15 protein-coding genes are annotated in these 20,443 nt (G+C 55.8%); 7 read left to right on the top strand and 8 right to left on the bottom strand.

The window, feature by feature from the left end; genetic code table 11:
* Positions 1–466 precede the first annotated feature (466 nt).
* From hisG to RB_RS11255, 3 genes are all read right to left on the bottom strand, one after another.
* On the bottom strand, positions 467–1,357 hold the full coding sequence (gene hisG / locus RB_RS11265; protein ID WP_007329831.1) for an ATP phosphoribosyltransferase: 891 nt from the start codon (positions 1,355–1,357) through the stop codon (positions 467–469).
* Between the two features lie 104 nt (positions 1,358–1,461).
* Complete coding sequence (gene hisE, locus RB_RS11260; protein WP_011120528.1) at positions 1,462–1,938, bottom strand: phosphoribosyl-ATP diphosphatase; 477 nt, start codon at positions 1,936–1,938, stop codon at positions 1,462–1,464.
* 25 nt (positions 1,939–1,963) lie between these two features.
* The gene (locus tag RB_RS11255; protein ID WP_011120527.1) at positions 1,964–2,476 is read right to left on the bottom strand and encodes a hypothetical protein; all 513 of its coding nucleotides are present in this window, start codon (positions 2,474–2,476) and stop codon (positions 1,964–1,966) included.
* A 240-nt stretch (positions 2,477–2,716) separates the two neighbouring features.
* Between RB_RS11255 and RB_RS11250 the strand changes: the two genes are divergently transcribed.
* The 4 genes from RB_RS11250 to RB_RS11230 all read left to right on the top strand — a co-directional run bounded on the left by RB_RS11250 (position 2,717) and on the right by RB_RS11230 (position 9,138).
* Positions 2,717–6,589 carry a serine/threonine-protein kinase gene (locus tag RB_RS11250; protein ID WP_011120525.1) on the top strand — a complete coding sequence of 1,291 codons (3,873 nt, stop codon included), beginning with the start codon at positions 2,717–2,719 and terminating at the stop codon, positions 6,587–6,589.
* 144 nt (positions 6,590–6,733) lie between these two features.
* A complete protein-coding gene (locus RB_RS11245) occupies positions 6,734–7,240 on the top strand; it encodes a hypothetical protein (RefSeq protein ID WP_007329836.1) in 507 nt (168 codons plus the stop codon).
* 526 nt (positions 7,241–7,766) lie between these two features.
* On the top strand, positions 7,767–8,426 hold the full coding sequence (locus RB_RS11235; RefSeq protein ID WP_011120524.1) for a hypothetical protein: 660 nt from the start codon (positions 7,767–7,769) through the stop codon (positions 8,424–8,426).
* A gap of 133 nt (positions 8,427–8,559) precedes the next feature.
* Positions 8,560–9,138, top strand: coding sequence for an ECF-type sigma factor (locus RB_RS11230; RefSeq protein WP_007329838.1), 579 nt, complete (start codon positions 8,560–8,562; stop codon positions 9,136–9,138).
* Positions 9,139–9,178: 40 nt separating this feature from the next.
* Here RB_RS11230 and RB_RS11225 read toward each other — a convergent pair whose 3' ends face one another.
* The gene (locus RB_RS11225) at positions 9,179–9,682 is read right to left on the bottom strand and encodes a hypothetical protein (RefSeq protein ID WP_007329839.1); all 504 of its coding nucleotides are present in this window, start codon (positions 9,680–9,682) and stop codon (positions 9,179–9,181) included.
* Between the two features lie 280 nt (positions 9,683–9,962).
* On the opposite strand from RB_RS11225, the gene RB_RS11220 reads away from it, so the two are divergent.
* Together RB_RS11220 and RB_RS11215 are read left to right on the top strand one after the other, a co-directional pair.
* Positions 9,963–10,991, top strand: a complete 1,029-nt coding sequence (locus RB_RS11220) for a formylglycine-generating enzyme family protein (protein ID WP_231846409.1) — start codon at positions 9,963–9,965, stop codon at positions 10,989–10,991.
* A 62-nt stretch (positions 10,992–11,053) separates the two neighbouring features.
* Positions 11,054–12,106: an SMP-30/gluconolactonase/LRE family protein gene (locus RB_RS11215; RefSeq protein WP_390175113.1), complete on the top strand. Its 1,053-nt coding sequence runs from the start codon at positions 11,054–11,056 to the stop codon at positions 12,104–12,106.
* 111 nt (positions 12,107–12,217) lie between these two features.
* Here RB_RS11215 and RB_RS11210 read toward each other — a convergent pair whose 3' ends face one another.
* The 4 genes from RB_RS11210 to dxr all read right to left on the bottom strand — a co-directional run bounded on the left by RB_RS11210 (position 12,218) and on the right by dxr (position 17,954).
* Positions 12,218–13,153 (bottom strand): alpha/beta hydrolase, encoded by a 936-nt coding sequence (locus tag RB_RS11210; RefSeq protein ID WP_007329841.1) that lies wholly within the window; start codon positions 13,151–13,153, stop codon positions 12,218–12,220.
* 78 nt (positions 13,154–13,231) lie between these two features.
* Entirely contained in the window at positions 13,232–14,131 is a 900-nt protein-coding gene (locus RB_RS11205; protein WP_011120520.1) for a DMT family transporter, read from the bottom strand.
* A gap of 185 nt (positions 14,132–14,316) precedes the next feature.
* Positions 14,317–16,548, bottom strand: a complete 2,232-nt coding sequence (locus RB_RS11200; protein ID WP_011120518.1) for a M50 family metallopeptidase — start codon at positions 16,546–16,548, stop codon at positions 14,317–14,319.
* A gap of 38 nt (positions 16,549–16,586) precedes the next feature.
* Positions 16,587–17,954, bottom strand: a complete 1,368-nt coding sequence (gene dxr / locus RB_RS11195; RefSeq protein WP_164921880.1) for a 1-deoxy-D-xylulose-5-phosphate reductoisomerase — start codon at positions 17,952–17,954, stop codon at positions 16,587–16,589.
* A gap of 247 nt (positions 17,955–18,201) precedes the next feature.
* Here dxr and ftsH point away from each other — a divergent pair, with 247 nt between their 5' ends.
* Positions 18,202–20,388 carry an ATP-dependent zinc metalloprotease FtsH gene (ftsH, locus tag RB_RS11190; RefSeq protein ID WP_011120515.1) on the top strand — a complete coding sequence of 729 codons (2,187 nt, stop codon included), beginning with the start codon at positions 18,202–18,204 and terminating at the stop codon, positions 20,386–20,388.
* The last annotated feature ends 55 nt before the right edge of the window (positions 20,389–20,443 follow it).

Raw genomic sequence — 20,443 nt, 5'->3', positions numbered from 1 at the left:
ACGTGAGTGGGAGTCATCGGGCTTGATCACGTAGCGGCGTCTCTCCGAGACGCTGTCATTTGCGAGTCTCAGAGAGACTCGCCTAAGTGAGGTTCTAACCGATCATTCCTGCCGACTTGCTTAGAACCCCGCCCGCGCAGCGGGAGTGGGCGGAAAGCGAGCGTTCAGCGAGATTTCCGGGGGAGGGCAATACGCGCTGCTTCCCATGCTCGGCCCCCTCCCTCGCGTACGCCTGAACGGCGTCGCTCGACCTCCCCCGAAACTGCGTTTCGGGAGAGGTTCTCAAGTGCTGAAACCCGCTAAAACGCGGCCTCGATCAACTGCACGACCTCTTTGCATGACGCGGTAACGTCGTTGCGCCGCGTTGAGCGAACGGTGTGACACGCTGCGTCTGGGTTGGGACGCGGTTTGGCGTTTGGATTTGGCCTGACGGAACTGTTGAGGACAACGGTTCCGCTCGTTTGCCCTACAAGCGACAGTTGTTGATCGTCATTTCAAAGATGCCGGACGCGCCGATCTCTTTGAGACGTTCCATGACTTCGACGACTTCGCCGCGTCGGACCATGACTTGAACAGCACACCAGTCTTTGTCTTCGAGTGAATTGATCGTTGGCGAGTTGAATCCGGGGGTGATCTTTTCCGCTTCGCTCACTCGTGATCGCGGGATGTTGTATTCGACCAGGGAATAGTCTCGAGCGAGAACAACGCCTTCCAATCGGGAAACCAAACGGTCGGCGACCTCTTTGCAGCGATGCGTTCCGTTTTGAATCAGCACGGTTTCGTAGTGGCCGATTTCTTCCAGAATCCGAAGTCGGTTGGCTGCCAACGTGCTGCCAGTTTCAACCAAATCAACAATCGCGTCCGCGACGCCCAAACGGATCATCGCTTCGACGCTGCCGGACAGCGACACCAGATGTGCTTTCGCATTTTTGGTGGCCAGGTACTGTTCGGTGACGTGGGGAAAGCTGGTCGCGATCCGTTTGCCATTGAGCTGAGCCGCGTCGGTGTAGTCTTCGTCGTCGGGGACGCAGAACGCCAGTCGACATCGCCCGACGCCAAACGCCATGCGTTGCTCGACATTGGCTCCGGCTTCTTCGATCAGGTCGCTGCCGGTGATCCCCATGTCGATGGCACCTTCTGCACACAGCGTCGGGATGTCATCGGTTCGCAAGAAGATCAAATCGATTGGCAATCCGCTGACTCGGGCAAACAGGCCTCGGTTTTGGCGGCGAAAGCTCAGTCCAGCTTGGTTCAGCAGTCCGGTCGCCAATTCGCTGAGTCGGCCTTTGCTGGGGATCCCCAAACGCAAGAAACTGTCGGGGTCAGAGCCGCTTCCGAGGGGGGCCAAAGTCGTCATGGGAACCAAAAAAGATCGAGAACCAAAAAGTCAGTGAGGCGAAAAGAGTAATCGCTGAACCTGATTTTTGGCAGGTGTCTGTTTGGATCCCAGCGTATTCGGCACTACGAATCGGCGGTGCCGGAGTCCTTTTTCGCGGGACGGGAGGCTTTTTCGACCAGACCAGACGTGCCTTCGCGGCGAGCCAGTTCGGCGGCGACTTCGTCCAGTTCAATTCCACGCCAGGCCATCAGAACCATCGCGTGATAGATCAGGTCGCCGGCTTCGTAGATGGCGTGTTGGCGGCCAGCTTCGTCTGGTTCGTCCGCCGCTTCGATCAGCTCTTCGGCTTCTTCGCGAATTTTTCGACCGATCGCCTCGGCGCCACCGTTCATCAATTTGGTGGTGTACGAGCCCTCGGGACGTTCCGCGGCACGTGTCCGCAGGGTGGTCATCAAACGATCCAGGGGAAGCAACGATTCGGGCATGGAATTTCCGTTTCGACAAAGGGGTGAGTTGCCCTGGCCAACATACTTCCGCCAACAAACGATCGGAACCCGCCGGGCAACCAAGCCGGCGAGTTCCGTTGTCGTTTTCTTCATGGAGGTTTCGCTCAGACGTGGAAGCTCACCAAGGCATGACCGCGTTTTGGATTGGCGGAGTGTAGGGCTGCGGGACATAGCGGTTGTCGACCGCCCGTGCTCGACTGTTGCTGTACTGGCCGAACCATGAATTGGCGTTCGAATTGGCTCGGGCGTTGGACCAGTTGCCGCGTGCTTTGGCAGTGCTGCTGCTTCTCGAGAATCCACCGTGAGTGACCGCACGTGAATTCGCGTGTGACCGGGCTGCCCAGCCGTTGGCGTGCGAGCGGCCTTGGCTGATTGCGACACCGCCGTTGGCGTAAGCGGTGCTGTTGCCGCTGGCGAAGCCACCGTTGCGACCGCTGCCTCGCATGTCGGCTCGAGCGTAGCCGCCATTGGTGGCGTAGGAACTGGCATTTAATCGAGTATTTCCGCGGCCGCTGGCGGTTGAGATAGCGGTGCCGCCGTTGGAGTAGCTGCTGGCGGTGACTTGAGCGTTGGCTTCTGCGGTCATCAAGCAAGCGGCTGCGACTGCGATGGCTAAGAGACGAGTGGACATGGCTGGGTTCCTCAGTGAGAGAGTTTCAAGAGTTGTTCGGAAGGACGTTGTTGTCTTCACCGGAACCTTGCGAGAAACCCTTTGCTAACCCCTCATCGTTTTTCGGTTTTTTTGTTTCCATCGTGAAAAGACGCCTAAACCGAAGCCGTCGACCGTCGGTGTTCGAGTAAGCTTCGCGAGGCGGATTCGCGTTTTTCGAAAGAGATTGACGCTCCACACAATCGATGTTGAACGAACGAGGTGACCGTTTTGCCAGATGACCCGTCATCCAACGCAGAAGACATTTTCTTGGACGCCATTGATCTGCCCGCAGTGGATCGAGAGGCGTATCTGCGGCAGCGGTGCGATGGTGACGCGGAGTTGTTGCGGAAAGTTCGCAACCTGATTGCGGCCGACGAAGCGGCTCAGGACGATGAATTTTTGAGGTCCAAGTTCATGCCGGCATCGCCATTGATGCAGGCGTTCGGTGAAGCGGATCACGATGCGTCGGGCGACATCCCCGAGGAATATGCCGCTGTCAACGAGTCGGCTCGATTCCGGATTCTGTCCCGACACGATGAAGGCGGGCTGGGCGAAGTGTTGGTCGCTCACGATCGGCAACTCGACCGAGAGGTCGCGATCAAGCAGATCCGGCCGCAATGGAATGGGCACGAAGAAGCCAATGCCCGCTTTCTTCGCGAAGCCGAGATCACTGGCCGGTTGGAACACCCCGGTATCGTGCCCGTTTATGCGATGGGGACTTGGAAGGATGGGCGCCCGTTCTATGCGATGCGCTTCATCGAGGGGCAAACACTTCGCCAAGTGATCCGCGAATATCGTGATTCGCTCAAAGAAGAGTCGGAAGATTCATCGAGTGGAAGAGACGGCGAGAAAGCTCGGTCGTTGCGGACAATCCTGAATCGATTCGTCGATGTCTGCAACACGATCGAGTATGCGCACAGTCGGCGTATCATTCATCGCGATATCAAACCCGCCAACATCATGATTGGTCCCTACGGTGAAACGTTGGTGGTCGATTGGGGATTGGCGAAGCAACTCGATGATGGTTTGGCGATTGCGTCCCGCGACAATGCCGATGCGATACCAGACGCTTCCACCAAAGCTGAAAGTGACTCCAGCCACACGCGAGCGGGCGGGACCGTGGGAACGCCGCAGTACATGAGTCCCGAGCAGGCGAACGGCGATGTGTCGCTGGTTGGATGCCAAACGGATGTGTATTTGCTGGGAGCGACGCTGTACCAGATCCTGACTGGCTCACCGCCTCATCAAGACGATTCGGTCAGCCAAATCCTTCAGCGTGTTCGGCAAGAAGAGGTCACACCGCCACGTCGCCGCGATGCAAGTGTTTCGGAATCGTTGCAAGCGATTTGCATGAAAGCGATGGCGAAACGGCCGGCAGATCGATACACGACGGTGGCCGCATTGGCGGCGGATGTCGAACGCTGGTTGGGTGACGAACCCGTGTCGGTGTTTGAAGATCCACTGCCGGTACGGATTGGACGTTGGGGGCGAAAACATCGAACGCTCGCCACCAGCGGTGCGGTCGCAATGTTGTTGTTGATGTTCGGCTCGATCGCGGGAGCGGCGGTATGGAGCTACCAAAGTTCGCAACGTCTGAAGGTCGAAAGCGAACGCAACCAAAAGGAATTGGAACTGACCATCGCGAATGCGAAGCGGTTGAATGAGATTCGCAATTCGGTCGACTCGGATTGGCAGGTTGCTGCCAGCGAGATCGAATTTGGTCGCTACGAATCGGCGTTGGGAATCTTGCGCCGAGCATCCAAAACGCTGGAGGAAGAATCGGAGTTCAGCCAAGATCGCGAGAGGATTGTTGCCAAAGCGAAGCGTCTGCAGCGATTGGTTTCGTTTTACGACCTGTCGGAACAAGCCGAAGAATTTGGAATCATGAGCCGTGACACACAGGGGATCATGGCGGCGTCGAACGCGCTGAAGGCTCTTGGCATTTGGGAGCAACGAGATTGGTGGAACTATCTGCCTCACGAGGATCTGTCGGCAAATCAAAGGGATCAGCTTCTTTGGGACGCCTACCAACAGTGGATCATCCTGGATGGGATGCTGGTCAAGACGATTGGGACTCGATTGTTTGGAGTGATGAAACACTCCGATGGTGAATCGGATTCGAGTGAACGCTTGTGGAAAGCCTGGACCGCGATGCAGACCAAAGCCGGCATCGCAGAGGCTCAGGCCGCCAAGGTCGTGAGCGAACGCGTAGAACTGTTTCGGCAATCGGAGGCTGTGCGTTGGTACCGCGGGATCGCGAATTTTCGATTGGGCGATGGCAAGTGGGTCAAAGGTGAAGAGCTGGGGACGGCTCGCAACGCAGCGGATGCTCAAAAGATCGGAATCATGTGTTTGCTTTCCGCCATGGACCCATCGTTTCGAGTGGTGTTCAAAGACTACAAAAATCTCGATGCCGTCGAAGGCGGACGCCAGTTGTTTCAGCGTTCGGCGTCGCTGCGTCCGAATCACTATTGGACGCAGTTGACTCTCGGCCATCTTCAGTACTTTTCCTCGATCCAGCAGCCTGAACTGACTTGGCAGAGCTATTCGTTGGCCATTCAAACCTTTGGACGTTGCATCGCAATCAATCCCGACAATTGCTTTGGCTACGCCGACCGTGCTGCGCTGTACCGGATGCAAGCGGATTTACTGCGAGACGATGAATCGGTCGATCCGTCCATCCGGGAAGAACGGATCGAAGACCTTCTGTTATGGAGCATGCAGGATGCAGAGAATGCTTTCCGGCTCGGCGAGAAACAGCCTTGGGTGGGATGGGTCTATGGCATGACCCTGTCTGCGATCGACCAAAATCAACTCGCCGTGGACGTGTTGTTGGAAACTTGCCGGCAGTCTTTAGCATTGGTTCCCGTGGTCGATTCCGCGTTGATTGCAGCGGAAGATTTGCGGGGACGATCCGATGCGATTCAGTTCGCCGAGGAAATGTCTGAGCAGCATCCCGATCAACCCGTGTACCCATTGTTGCTGGCGTCCATTCATCTGACGCGTCAGCAAAACGATGTGGCCGAAGCGGTGTTGGACGAGCTCTTCGAATCAGGGCAAGTCAATCAGCTATCGCCGCCCCTGCTGGCTCACGCGTTGGCGGCGCGCGGGATCATTCATCTGTCGGCCGAACGATTGAATCTCGCGGTGGAAGATTTCGAAAGAGCCAATCAGTTGGATCCACATCACTTGTGGGCGGCCTACGGAATCGCTGCCTGCAAAGATCTTTCGGGGCAGTACGAAGAAGCTCTCGGTCTCTACAAGCAGGCATCGAAGCTTTCGACACTGAGCGAACACCAGGCGGCCTGTTTGTTGGGCATTGGGCGAACGCAAGCGTTTCTGCGGAAGTATTCCGAAGCGGCCGAATCAGTCCAAGCGGCTTTGGAAACGCAGCCCGGTTGCGAGGTGCTCGGCGCGGTGCGGCCGTTGTATGACCGGCTGAAGGAATGGGCAAAGACGTCGCAGCCGAAGGAGGAGATGAGGCAATTGTCGGACTGGATCAAAGAGATCAACAAACTGCCGCGAGCAACCAAGGTGCTGATCGCGGACGGTGAGACGCCGACGCCTTACCGAGCATCGCTGCTCAATGGTGGTTTCGAACAAGGTGGATGGAATTACTGGTCCAATGATCGTGGCATCGCCTGGGTCAACGATCCGGGATATCGGTCACTGGCCAGTGTCACGTCGTCTCAGGCTCACTCGGGTGAGTATTCGATGCGGATCGTTGGTGATCGGTCACCATCCCGCGAGGTAGCGATGCGGACTGACGGTGAAACGCAGCCAACAGGCGGGCGAACGAAACAGGTTTTCCCCATCCCTGAAAATTCGAGGTGTGTTGTTTCCGTTTGGGCCAAAGCGAAAGAGCTGAACGAGAATGCCGTCCGAGTGATCATCGATGGATCGCAGGTTCCGGTGACCTTGGATTTGGCCGAGGGAACTTACGATTGGCGGAAATTCGAGACCGAGATTTACTTCGGGCGGTCGCCGGATCCGACGCTGACGAGCATCCCGATGGAGGTTCAGATTGTTTCTGCCGGCGAGGGCGAAGTCTGGCTGGATGATTTGAAAGTGACGGTGTTCGACGCGGATTGAGGCCCAAATCACGATGTTTTCGGCGTCTTGGGAAAAGTTTTGAATTTTGTGAGGGGATCGGAGAGGGGATCTCGCAAGTGTTGGTGAGGCGGCAAGTCAGCCGCACAAATCACTTCCTGAACACTTCTGCTTGCGAGAAAAACCATGTCCAAGATCGTCAACTTCAAAGTCCTCTCCGGTATCGCTGCTCTCCTGTTCGTCGCAGCCACATGCCAACCCGCTTCGGCACAGAGTGCTGGATCGTATGTTGATTTCCTCAATGGCGGAGCGAGTGCGGGGGCATCTGCGAATGGCCAATGGAAATTCGCCAAGTCAAAGAGCAGTTCCAAGAATGGCACCAACTTCGGTCATGGCTTTGGCGTGGGAGCCGGACCCAACGGCATCTCGCTGTCAAATTCGATTGGCGTGGGCGGCAAAGGAGTCGGCGGGATCGGGCACAACCTGAACATGACCATCGGTCGCAACGGAACACACGTCAGCCACGGTGGTGTGACTTCGCAAGGAAACGGTCGGATCTACACCGGTGGCAACACTGGGGTTCGAAACACCGGCATGCAACGAGGCCAGGTTTATGGCGGCAGCACATCGACCGGCTTTGGCAACCGCACCCGAGCTTGGTCAAACAGCCGCACCCGATACTGGAATCGTTGAGCTGGAAGTTGAGTTGTGCTTCGCGCTTTCCTCGACCCTCCCAGAGGTCGTGCAGCTTTTAAATGCTGTGCTTGCAATGCCTTGAGAACCCCGCCCGTGCAGCGGGAGGGGTCGGGAAGCGAGCGTTCAGCGAGATTTCCGGGGGAGGGCAATCCGCACTGTTTACCATGCTCGGCCCCCTCCCTCACGTACGCCTGAACGGCGTCGCTCGACCTCCCCCAAAACTTCGTTTCGGGAGAGGTTCTCAAATGCTGAAACCCGCTAAAACGCGGCCTCGATAAACTGAACGACCTTCTTAGAGGGAGGGCGGAGTTTGGAATGTGGGAATGATCGGGATTCGCCCTTCGACTCATATACTCAAGACGCTTGGATGCCTGCTGAACTCGCGGGCAGCAACCAACGACTTTCCCTTTTTTTGACACTCTCGAAATCAACGAACGTCGGAGGATCCGACGCTCCTTTCTCAGTGACCTCAGATGAAGTCCGATCTAACATTCAACTCATCACCAACTCTCTAGGTGTTCTCATGAAACGTCTCCTCCTTGCTTCCGCTCTTTGTCTCGGGTTATCCGTTTTCGCTTTGCAAGCCTCGCATGCCGATCAGCCAGCGATTGGAGCTCCACCGGAGAAAATCGACGCCGCTGATTCTCTTCATCCAGAGTGGAAGGTCCAGTTTGCTCCCGTGCCTGAATTGTTGCGAATGCACTGTCCGATGATCGCACCTGGTCATGGTTTGGTGGTGGAGCGTGTTGGAGATGTCAAAGACGCTCCTTTTCGGCTCAAGCGGGGTGACGTGCTGATGTCCGTTGACGGGATGCCTGTTATTGAACGCGATGACGCACCAAAATTGGCTCGGATGCACGTGTTGGTTTTGCGTCGAAGTCAGATGACTCCGATTGGCAATTCCGGCCAGTCGCAGTTCAATCAATCGATGCCGCGTATGAGTCAGTGGGCTTTTCCCGGGCGGACGACAGCCTCTGTTTCAACATCCGCTTATGCGGGAAGCAACGAGAGTGTGTCGGTGAGTCAGAACGGCGATCAAGTTTCAGTGAGTTTGGATTTGCCAAACCTGCATCCGGCTCCGCTTCGCTACCAAGGCACGCGTGACCAGATCGAAGACGAAGTCCGCAACAGCAACCTCGCGCCGGCGGTTCGACGTCGCGTTTTGGAAGCGATCGACCGGTGACCCCTAGCGGTGACATCGAGCGGTGACCTTGAAGGGGCGAAAAGCGGGTATGCTTTCCGTTTTCTCGGACCGTCATTGAGCGACAACGATCACGGTTGCCGATGCCGCCGTGTTTTCCTTGGAGACTTGTCTCGTGAGCCAACCTGAAACCGAAGTCTCGATGCTGTTGCAGCAGGTCAAGGATGGCGACGAGGAAGCCCGCGAAAAGTTGTTTGTGACGTTGCAGTCTGAACTGCGAGACATGGCCGGTGCATTGATGCGTGGCGAGCGTCCCGATCACACGTTGCAGGCGACAGCTCTGGTGAACGAGGCCTGTGTGCGGTTGTTGGACACCGAGGCACTGAAAAACGTTTCCGACCGCCGGTACATGTTCGGAATGGCCAACCGGGCGATGCGACAAATTTTGATCGATCACGCGCGGCGTCGTCGGACCAACAAACGCGGCGGTGACTACCAACGAGCTTCGTTGGACGTGGTGCTGGACAACTTTGAAGCCAACAACCGTTGCCAATACGAGGATTTGGAATCCGCGTTGGAAGGGTTGGAAGCGACGTCGCCTCGCCAACGTGAAGTCGTTGAACTGAGGTTCTTTTCCGGGCTGACAAACGAAGAAGTCGCCAAGGTTCTCGAAATCAGCGTGGCGACGGTGGAGCGAGATTGGCGATTGGCGAGAGCGAAGTTGTTCGATCAACTGCGAAGCGACGACGCATAGGCTTCACGCGAGGCTGAACGACGACGCGAGCCCTGTCTGTTCAGCGATTGAACAGTTCTTCGGGAGCGACCAAGGCCTGCTCGATTTCGGGTTGTTCCGGGGTGGAGGTTTCGTCCCGACCGTGATTGCGTGGTGGACGTCCGGAACGCTGCCAAAGTTCAATTTGTTTGCCTTTGGCTTCTTCCAAACTGTCGCTCATTTTCGACGCACTCTGTTGCGCGTTGGCGAGCAGACGTGAAACAGAACCCAAACGCGGATCGACTCGATTGGGCGAAATTTGGGCGATCGATTCCAATTGCGATTGCGCGAGCGCCAATTGGTTTTCGAGTTCGATCACTCGTGACTCCGCATTTTCGACTTCGGTCAACGTCTTCTCATCGAACTCAACGCCAGCAAACGATCGAATGCCTGCATCCTGCAAAATATCGCGAACGGTGGTGGGAGTGAGGAACAACGCCAGCATCGCTAGAACAAGGATCAGTTCACGGATGGCGGCAAATCCGTCACGCACGGACGCGAAAGTCGATGGGGTAGGCTCGTCCATGGAAAATCCTTTTCCAATCGATGAAATGGGACAAGCTCTTCTTTCGTGTTTTCGGGGCACCTGAGTCTAGATCGGTTCGCCCATTTTGAGTTCGAGAGTGCAACGCGGATGTTAGTTGCACTGTCCATCCGTGGGCGGTGATTCAAAGGACGGTAGAATGGATCCTTTCCGACCGCTTTCTTTGCGTGCAGCGATGTTGATTAGGAACCGTTTCGTCTTGATCTTACTTGTGCTCGCGTCTTGCCCTTTGGTGGCAGAAGCTCGAGGTCCTGAATCGAGAGTGCAATCCAAATGTCCGACGGATGAACGCTCCGTCAAGACAGACCGGGGATTCATGGTCGTCTATACGCAGCGAATACCGGGGACAAACGTTGAAATCGAAATGGTACCGGTTGCCGGCGGCACGATTGATTTGAAGCCACCTTCTCCAACACCGTGGGTCGATGCATCTGGCGTCAAGCAATCGGAAGCGACGTTGGTCCCGCCAAAAGTCGCGTTAGATCCGAAGGTGCAGACCGTGGCGATCGAACCGTTTTGGATGGGGAAACTGGAAATCACGATGGAGCAGTACATGCCGTATCGACAACTGTACTACGCTCACAAGAAAGCCGCCTTTCGAAAGGGTTACCAGCGGCCGGGCTTTGACGAGGTGGATGGCGTGACCGCTCCAACGGACGTTTACGACTACTCAATCAACTTTGAATTTGCTGGTGCCTCTGATTCACCGGTGCCAACCACCAGCCAATTCGCTGCCCGGCAGTACACGAAATGGTTGAGTTTGGTTTGCGAGGTGGACTATCGGTTGCCGCTACGAAGTGAATGGCAGCACGCCTGCGTTTCAGGTCAGAAAACGGAACGATTGGTCGATGATGTTGCGGTTCACTTTGAGAACACCGAAGCGGTCGATGTCCTTCTCACTGGTTCGAAAGCCGCGAGCTCTTTGGGGCTGCACGATATGCAGGGCAATGTTTCGGAATGGGTGATCGAGGACACGGCGACGACCGGCCTGTTCCGTGGGCACGTTGCCATCGGCGGGAATTTCAACTCGGATGCCAAAGATTGCCAATGCGATTCCATGCTTCGTAGCACAGAAGATTGGTGGGATGAGGATCCGGATTTTCCACCGAGTCCATGGTGGGCGACATCTGACGAATCCCGTGCAACCGGTTTTCGAATCATCAGTCCGTTGACGCAGATGAGTGATAAGCAGCGTGAGTTGTACTGGGAAGCAGACTCGGATCGTTTGCGAGAGGACGTCGAATCGAGGGTGGAATCGGGGCGAGGAAGCTTTGGTTTGGTAAAGCCCTGAGTCGTTGTGTCGAAATTGGGCTATTCTTGGCAACGTCGACAAGAATCTTGGACTATGAATTCATGAAGGAAACGAAGTTGAAAGTACGTCTTCGAAGTTGGTATCGGTTGGCAAAGTTGGGCTTGGCAATGGGCGTGACTTGGGGCTCGGCCAGTGCCGTGGTCGGTGAGGAAAACGACTACGTATCCCCGCGGGCTACTTCGGTTTTTGCGGGAACGCCGATGTTGCTGCAGGAACACGGCGCGGGGGAAGGTCCAGCCTGGCACCCTGAGAAAGGGCTGTTCACCAGCGGCGAAGGGAACATCAACCTGCGAAGCCCGAATGGCGAAACATTGGTGTATCAAACGGATTCCGGTTCGAACGGATTGATGTTCGATCGAGAGGGACGTTTGGTCGTTTGCGAAGCCGTGCGACGTCGTATCGTTCGGCTGGAATTGGACGGCAGCAAAACCGTGCTGGCGGATGGTTTTGATGGGATGAAATTCAACCAGCCCAATGACCTCTCCATCGATTCTGTTGGCCGGATTTACTTCACCGACCCACAGTATGGCGACCGGTCGAACATGGAATTGGTGGATGAATCCGGCAAGCACGTCGAGGGTGTTTACCGGATCGATCCCGATGGAACGGTTTCGCGAATCATTGCTCACGAAGTCGATCGGCCGAACGGGTTGGTGGTCACGGCAGACGATCGATCCCTGTTTGTTGCGGACAACAACAACGGTTTGGGCGGCGCAAGAAAGCTATGGCGATTTGATTTGAAGGCGAATGGAAGCGTTGATCTGAGCAGTCAGACATTGGTCCACGATTGGGGAACGACTCGTGGCCCCGACGGAATGAAATTGGATCAACAAGGGCGTTTGTACGTTGCGGCAGGATTGAACGAACCTCATCTTCCGCAGGAGACCGCAGAACAGCCTACGGCCGGCATTTATGTGTTTTCGCAAGAGGGCAAACTACTCGACTACTTGCGCATACCGCGTGACGAGACAACCAATTGCGCCTTCGGTGGTGACGACTTGAAAACTCTCTTCGTGACGGCGGGGGGAACGCTCTGGAGTGTGCAGACGGTCGCCGCGGGTGCCCCCGTGTTTCCGAGTCGCTCGTCCAAATAGTTTTCTGTTGACCGCGAAAGAAGCAGTGAGAAACAAAAAAGCCCAGCGAATCGCACGAGGCGGAACGCTGGGCATGTTCTTTTGAAACTGACGAAGTTGATCAAACCGAAATCAACGCTCGATCCATTCGTTTTCGCTTTCACTGACCGGCACGTTGGCCTTGATGAACTTGACGATGTCTGACGCGGTGGAAGGAACCTCGTTGATCAATGCTGGGCCGCTCAAGCTGGTGCTTTCGAGTTTGACTTCCAACCCATCGATCTTCAATCGCTTACGAAGTGCGGTAATACGTCCGCCCAATCGTTCCGCTTCGTCGGCTTCCGGGCTTTCTCTGCCAGCGACAATCATCGTTGGCAGCACGCCGACATTTCGATCACGCAAGGTGGAATCGATTGTCAGGCCGTTGAAGTTTTTCACGGGCGAAACATAAACCAGTGCTTTGACGTCTTGCCCTTGTTTCAGTCGCCCTACACTTGGAAATCCCCAGTCGCGAACTGCCCAATGTGAGGCCATGATCGCACCTTCTTGGATACCGACAACGGCCAATGCGTTGAGGTTGAGTCGACCTTCGTTGTTCTCTTGCTTGAGAAATTGCTTGGCTTCTTCCAGGTCATATTGGATGATCGCTTGGATGTCGCGTTTGCCCATTCTGGCGATGTTGAAATCTTCCTTCTCACCGTTGGGGGCCGTGTACTGCCGACTGTTCCCATGGCCACGGTACTCAACCAACAGAACCGCCAAACCGGCCGACCGCATTGCCATGCAGAGTTTTTGATAAGGAGATCCCTGCCCTTTCCACTCGTGAATCAACAGCACCGGAATTGCTTCTTTGCCTTCCGCGGACGGGAAGTAGAACGCGGTCAGCTCGATGTTGTCTTTGGTTTTGAGTTTGACCGGTCGCGGTTTGAGGGCCGGATCTTCGCCGCGTTTGTTTCGTTGTGCTGAAGCGGGAACGGCAAGCAACGCCGAAACCAGCAAGGCGGAGCATCCGAGCAGAAACCTGCGAGTCGACGATTGAGCGAGTGACTGAGATGCGTTTGCGTACATGGGGATGCAAAACTTGGGTGGGAGTCAACGAGGAAGAGAAGAGATCCTCATTTTAACCCAAGCCCGACGGTGCTGCACTCATCCAATTGGCAATCGTTTTCGACGTGACCAGCCGGTGTGTGCGAGCACCAAGAATGCGATCGCAGTTGCACCGAAGTAGAAGCCCACGCCCAACGTCCGATAATCGCCGAACAGGATCGCTCCGAGAATCATTCCGTAGACGGGTTCGAGATTGTTCGCAAAGTTGATGGTGAAAACAGAGAGGCGTTTGAGAAGCGAAACGTACTCACTGTAGGCGTAGACCGTACAAACCACGGCCAAGACCAGTAGCCATCCGAAATCGCTCAGCGAGGGCACCAGATCGAGACCTTGGCCTTCACTCAGGTAGAACGCAGACAACGGCAAGCACGCGGTACAGAATGCGCATGCACCGATCATCTCATACAGCGAAATGACTCGATGCGGAGTCGTGACGGCAAACCGCCCATTCAGGATCGAGAACACGGCAGCGGCAAACGCTGCAACGATTGCGATCAGAAATCCGCCCGCGTATTGCAGTTCGCTTTGAAAGATGACGGCCACGGCGGCGATCACGCAAACGCCAAAGATCAAATCCATGCGGCGAAGTTTTCGACCGCGGATCATCAATGGCTCAAGCAACGCGGTCCACAGCGAAACCGTTGCGATCCCAACCATGCAGACCGAAACGTTGGCCACTTTCACGGCCAAGAAGAACAGCACCCAGTGGGCGCCAATCAAACATCCGGTCGCCAGCATCGCGACAGCTTGCTGGATCGATACACGCCAAGACTTTCGGACCATCCAGCCCAGAACGACCGAAGCAATCGCACTTCGAAACAGCACGATTTCCACAGCAGGCAAATGAATCAATTCGCCCATGGCGCCTGTGAAGCCCCACACGAACACCAAGAAGTGTAACTTCAGGTAGTCGCGTGGTTCGCCCAAATCGTCATTCACCGCATCCCTTTCACATCATCGATGGCGGTCAGATCAAGAAGACCTCAGCGGCAATCGGGCTCTTGGTTTACTGAGCCGTTTCAGCGGTCGCCTCGGTTCCACCACCACAGAACCGGGCTAACGCCCAAACGGCTCACATGAAGAATCGAAAGTCGACTGAGTTAACAGCCCGAGATGCTTCGGAGCTACAAAAGGTTCAGGATGTCGTTGGTGAAGACAAAGATCATCAGTGCCAGCAATGCCAAGACGCCGACAAAAGTCAGACGCATTTCCATCGCTTCGTCGACCTTCTTCCCACGGATCAACTCGGCGGTCAGGAAGACCATGTGGCCACCATCGAGCGCCGGAATCGGTAAGAAGTTGAGGATCGCCAGGTTCATGCTCAACATCGTCAAGAACATCAATTGAGCGGACAAACCCTTCTCGGCTTGGTGGCTGGCCATTTGTGCGATCCGGATTGGACCACCAACAAACTTGGCTTTCACCTTTCCTCGAACAAGCATGCTGAGGAAGCGTCCAACATCTGCCATACGGCGTTTGGCTTCGCTCACGCCCAAAGCAAGTGCCATCCCCAAAGAATCCGCTTTGCGAATGGATTCGACGGGAGTGAAATTCAATCCGCGTTCGTACCAGAATCGATCAGATTGACGAACCGTCAATGTTTGCTCCACCACGGTGCCATTGGGCGGACGAATCGCGGTGGCAATGATCTTGGTCCCGTTGGGCAACAATTGAATTGTTTCCATCAAGTTGCCAAGCGGCTTCGTGGGGCCAATTTCCCAGCCCTCAGTCAGGGCTTCCATCGCGGTCTCAGACAACTCATCTTCGATTGATTCGCGATCCTTGGCGCTGGCAAACTGCACGCGGATTTCGCGGAGTTCGTCTCCGACCTGAATGGTTTCGTTTCCGTCCGCCGCGGATCCTTCGGTGCCAGAAATCACTTCCGATGTCACAGCGGTTGGCTCGTAGGCAAAACCGAGTGAATCGACTGACATCATCTCGCCGAACGCTGAGACCGGCGTCATCGTTTGTTCGATACGCTGGGGTGTAAGCGTCAATTCAATCTCCTCGCGGGAGTCGCCTTCACCACGCTGCACGGTGATGTTCACCGGTTCGTCGTACTGAACATCCGCGAGCACCATCTGATAGGCGTCGACTTCCGTGTCATCTCCCACGGAAATGATTTGGTCGCCGACCTTCATCCCGGCCAATTCGGCGGGACCGTTTTGCATCAACGCTTTGATCGGTCCAATTTTAAATTGGATTCCGAAGTCTTTCGCCTTTTGAGGCGGCAGGGTCAGCGAATGTTCGGATTCGTCGGTGCGTACCAATCGAATTTCAATTGGCTGTGACGGTGCGGTGTGAATGCGAGTCAACAGAGGCGTGATGGGCATGGTTGCTGATGAATCCAGCGTTTGCTCATCAAAGCCAACCACTTTGGCCCCCGCATCCTCTTCGGTCACCACATCGGCGGCGACTGAGTTTGGCATCGCAGGCAGTTCAGAAAACAGCGTGTCGCCGGTTGGACTTTGGATGCCGATCATCCGTCGATCGGGTTCGATCGGGCTGGCCTGCGTTACCAATTGGTATTCGCGAGTGTCGTCTCCGTATTGCAATCGAACTGGAACAGCGGTCTCGGACGACTCGATGCCGGCCTCCATGATCTTCAATTGCATTTCGCTGAATGGCAATTGCGAATCATCTTCGAGAGAACCAACTGCAACGACCTTTCCACCCGGTTGCACGCCTGCTTGCCAAGCGGGGCCGCCAGGAGTCACGCCACCGACAACTGCCGGCGTGTAGCCAACACCGTTGAAGAAAGCGAAGGCGGCAAACAACACACCGGTGATCACGTTCATTACCACGCCGGCACTGATAATGATCATTCGTTGCCAAACGGGCTTGGCCGGATAACTTCGTGGATCGAGTTTCTCTTCGGCGTCGGAAGCTTCCCCGCTTTGTCGGATGCGTTTGGCTTCCTCTTCCGCTTTTCGCGGGTCATCGTCCTGACCCAACATCTTCACGTATCCGCCCAGTGGCAGAATGCCGATCCCGTATTCGGTTTCGCCGTAGGTGAACTTGCCGAGCGTTCGAGGGAACTTGATCGGGCCAATCGAGATTGGCACGTCGAATCCGACGTAGAACTTTTCGCATTTCACGCCAAATGTTTTGGCCGCGAGAAAGTGTCCGAGTTCGTGGACGAAGATGACCAAGCCAATTCCGAGGGCGACTTGGGTCCACAGCCAAGTGGTTTGCAACCAAGCGATGACGCCGCCGGTGTCTTCGGTGGCCGCCAACAAGGAGGGCAAGAGGGACCAATCAACAGGCAACGACATGAATTCGACGGGGGTGAAAGAGAGTTGAACGAGGGATGCCAGCCCGGCAAATCCACGTTGAAGATATGGTTGGTCGGGCAAACAGGTTCATCGAACCCGTCTTTCCGAAGGTGACGACATCAAATTTGAGCCAATTCCCGGGCTCGAGCACGTGCCCAAACGTCCAATTTTAACAGCCGTTCGAGTGTGGGCGAAGATTCGTGGTCGTGATCCAGAAGGGTTCGGCGGCAAATTTCAGGGATGTCAGTAAAGCGAATTTGGCCGTGCAGGAACAGGTCGACTGCGGTTTCGTTGGCGGCGTTGACCACCGCTCCGGCCGTGCCGCCGACGCGGGCGACTTCAAAACCGAGTGCCAAAGCGGGAAAACGGTCGGGATCGGCGGGACAAAGGGACATGTCCCAGGCCTGAGAACGATCGAGCTCGGGTGCGGGGCAAGGCAATCGGCGAGGGTATGTTAGGGCGTATTGAATCGGAATTCGCATGTCGGGCGGGCTGACCTGGGCGATCAAACTGCCGTCTTCGAATTCGACGAGCGAATGAATTAGCGACTGCGGATGAACGACGACTTCGATTTTGTCCGCCGGCACGTCGAATAGCCATTTGGCTTCGATCACCTCGAGGGCCTTGTTCATCATCGAGGCTGAATCGATCGTGATTTTCGCACCCATTTTCCAAGTCGGATGAGCGAGAGCTTGTTCGATCGTCGCCTCTCGCATTTGGGCAGTCGTCCAGTCGCGAAAGGGGCCTCCGCTGGCGGTCAAGATGAGCCGCCGGACGCCCGGCCAATGTGTCTTTGCCGGGGAATCAGTCGTTGAGCTCGGCGGATCCGTTGCCCTCACGGATTCTGGCTGGATTGATTGTTTCGCCGTGGCATATTGGCTCTGGCGAGCCCGTGATTCAGCCAAACACTGAAAAATCGCAGAGTGTTCGCTGTCCACCGGCAGCAACTGAGCGCCGTTGTTCGCTGCCGCTCGCGTGACGACCGGGCCAGCCACGACGAGGGTTTCCTTGTTTGCCAAAGCGACTCGTTTTCCCGCGTGGACGGCCGCCAACGTCGATTCCAAACCGGCCCGTCCGACGATGGCGGCAACCACCACATCAACGTCATTTTCCGTGGCGGCTCGAACCAATGCGTCCGGCCCAACGTCCAACCGACAACGCTCCGTCAGTCGTGAACTGGTTTGTGTGGATGCTGTTCTCAGGGCTTTGGCGGCTTGAGCTTCCATTTCAGCATCCGAAACGACCACGCATTTCGGTGGCGTGTGGCAGCCTCCTGCCAATTCAATCAGCGGATCGATCTGGGAGTGTCCGGACATGCTCGAGACTTCCCAGGCGAAATCTGGGTCACATCGATTCAGGTTTTCGATCACGTCCAATGCCGCCACGCCGATGCTTCCCGTTGCTCCCAGCACCGCGACGCGACTGACGGGGCGATTGGTCGAACGGAAATCGGGGACCGAGTCCGCGGAGATGGATTCGGCCGGCACTGTTGGTTCCGTTTCTGAGGAGATGGGCTGGGGCGATGTCACGGGAATGATTGTCCAGGGTGTCAGGGGCCGTATCATGGGGGAACGGACCTGCCAGAACAATCCGAATAAGTCACCCAGACGCGTCGCGAAGCCATATTTTCATGCCGCGCGGGAAGTGGTGCCTTGGGAAGTCGACGAGCAGAAGAAATAGTGGAACCGTGGCTGAATTAGCCGTTATCAACGAAACAAAGACAATTGGAACGCAATGAGCAACGAACCCAAGTCGAAACGCGGTGGATCGTCCGAGAATCGAGGCGGAGGAAATGTTTGGTTGGTTTTGCTGGCGGTCACCGGCGCAGTCGTGCTGAGCGCGTTCCTCTTCAGTGACAATCGCCGACGTTTGGCCTACCCGCATTTGAAAGAATTGCTGGCGATGTCGGCCGAACGCCAAGAGATGCTCGAGGCCCAGCGATCTGCTTCGGAATCCGGTGACGCAGCAGCGAACGTGGACGGCGAATCGCGACCGGAGTCCTCGGTAATTTCGAGATCCTCATCAGCATTGATCAGCGGTGATCCGGCCAACGACATTCCGGTGCCGAAGATCGTCGTTCCCAGCAGCACGAAGGAAGACGTTTGGCACGAATTCAGTCGGCTCGACAACATCTTCGTCGCGGACGATCGAATCACCGGGAAGGTCCACTTCAAGTCGTTTGTGAAGAACCATCCGAGCGAGAAGGAACCAGCAGAAGAGGTCACCTTTCTGACGATTCGCGGATATCCCAACGATCTAATCGCGGCCGAGTTGGAAGATTTGCTCGTGCAATCGGGCGTCAAATGGGACAACGATCGCCCCAGCCGCTTCCTGGAAAATCATTGGCCTGAGTTGTTGATGATCGGGGTATTGGTCGCGCTCGGCATCGTGATGCTTAAACGAATGGGCGGCGTTGGTTCGCCGATGTCATTCTCAAGAAGCCGCGGCAAACTCTACAGCGAAGACGACTTGCCGACCACGTTTGAGGACGTCGCTGGCATCGAAGAGGCGGTCGATGAAGTTCGCGAAGTCGTTGACTTTCTAAAAAACAGCGAAAAGTATCAAAGCCTCGGCGGCCGAATTCCCAAAGGTGTCTTGTTGGTCGGACCTCCCGGCACCGGTAAAACATTGCTGGCCAAAGCGATCGCGGGTGAAGCCGGTGTGCCGTTCTTCAGTCTGTCAGGCAGTGACTTTGTCGAAATGTTTGTCGGCGTCGGTGCTGCTCGAGTACGTGACATGTTCACCCAAGCCGTCAATCGCGCACCATGCATCATCTTCATCGACGAATTGGACGCACTCGGTAAAAGCCGAAGCGGCAGCGTTGTTGGTGGACACGATGAACGCGAGCAAACGCTAAATGCTTTGCTGGTCGAAATGGATGGGTTTGATTCCAATTCGGGCGTCATTGTCGTTGCGGCTACGAACCGTCCAGAAACCCTGGACCCAGCGTTGCTGCGTCCTGGGCGTTTCGATCGTCATGTCTTGGTCGATCGTCCCGATGTTGCAGGACGCGAAGAAATCCTCGCCGTTCACGTCAAGAACGTCAAACTCGATGAGACAGTGGAGCTGAAAGGCATCGCGTCGATCACCAGCGGTTTCGTGGGGGCCGACTTGGCCAACCTGGTCAACGAAGCTGCTTTGCTGGCCGCTCGGAATGGCAAACCCGCTGTGGCGATGGAGGAGTTCAACGAGGCGGTTGAGCGTGTCACCGCTGGGTTGGAAAAGAAAAATCGGGTGATGAATGAGGACGAAAAAATTCGCGTGGCTTATCACGAGTCCGGTCACGCACTCGTCGCTGCGGCACTTCCCAACACGGATCCAGTGCACAAGGTCAGTATTATTCCTCGAGGTTTGGCGGCGCTCGGTTACATGATGCAGCGTCCCGAGTCAGAGCGTTTCTTGATGACCAAGAGCGAACTGGAGAGCCAAATGAAAGTCATGTTGGCCGGAACCTTGGCCGAGGAAATGATCTTCCAAGACATCAGCACCGGAGCGCAGAACGACTTGGAACGCTGCACCGAAACGGCCCGCAGCATGGTGATGGACTATGGAATGAGCCGTTTGGGGCGAATCAATCTTCGCCGCAACACGCGCAGCCCATTCCTCGCTGGATCCGGTGGTGGCGAATACCAAATCATGCACAGCGATGAGATGGCCAAGATGATTGACAAAGAAGTTTCACGCATTGTCGATGACATGCTGGTGCATACGCGAGAGATTTTGGAACAGCGTCGTGACGTCTTGGAGGCGGTCACGCAGCGATTGCTGGAGGTCGAAGCGATCGACAGTGACGAGCTGATGCGGTTGATTCAAGAAAACAGTCGCGGCCCGTGGTTGGTGCCCGGAACGGTCACGGAAAAACCAAAAGCCAAAATTGTGCCCCGCGAGGAAACGGAATCTCAACAGTCCAATCGCTCGTAATTCCGTGCGATTTTTGCTCTTTCATGAGTTAATTGCGGCATCCGATGAAGGACGC

It is taken from the genome of Rhodopirellula baltica SH 1, assembly GCF_000196115.1.
Lineage (GTDB): Bacteria > Planctomycetota > Planctomycetia > Pirellulales > Pirellulaceae > Rhodopirellula > Rhodopirellula baltica.
This window is presented reverse-complemented; position numbering and strand designations above follow the sequence as displayed.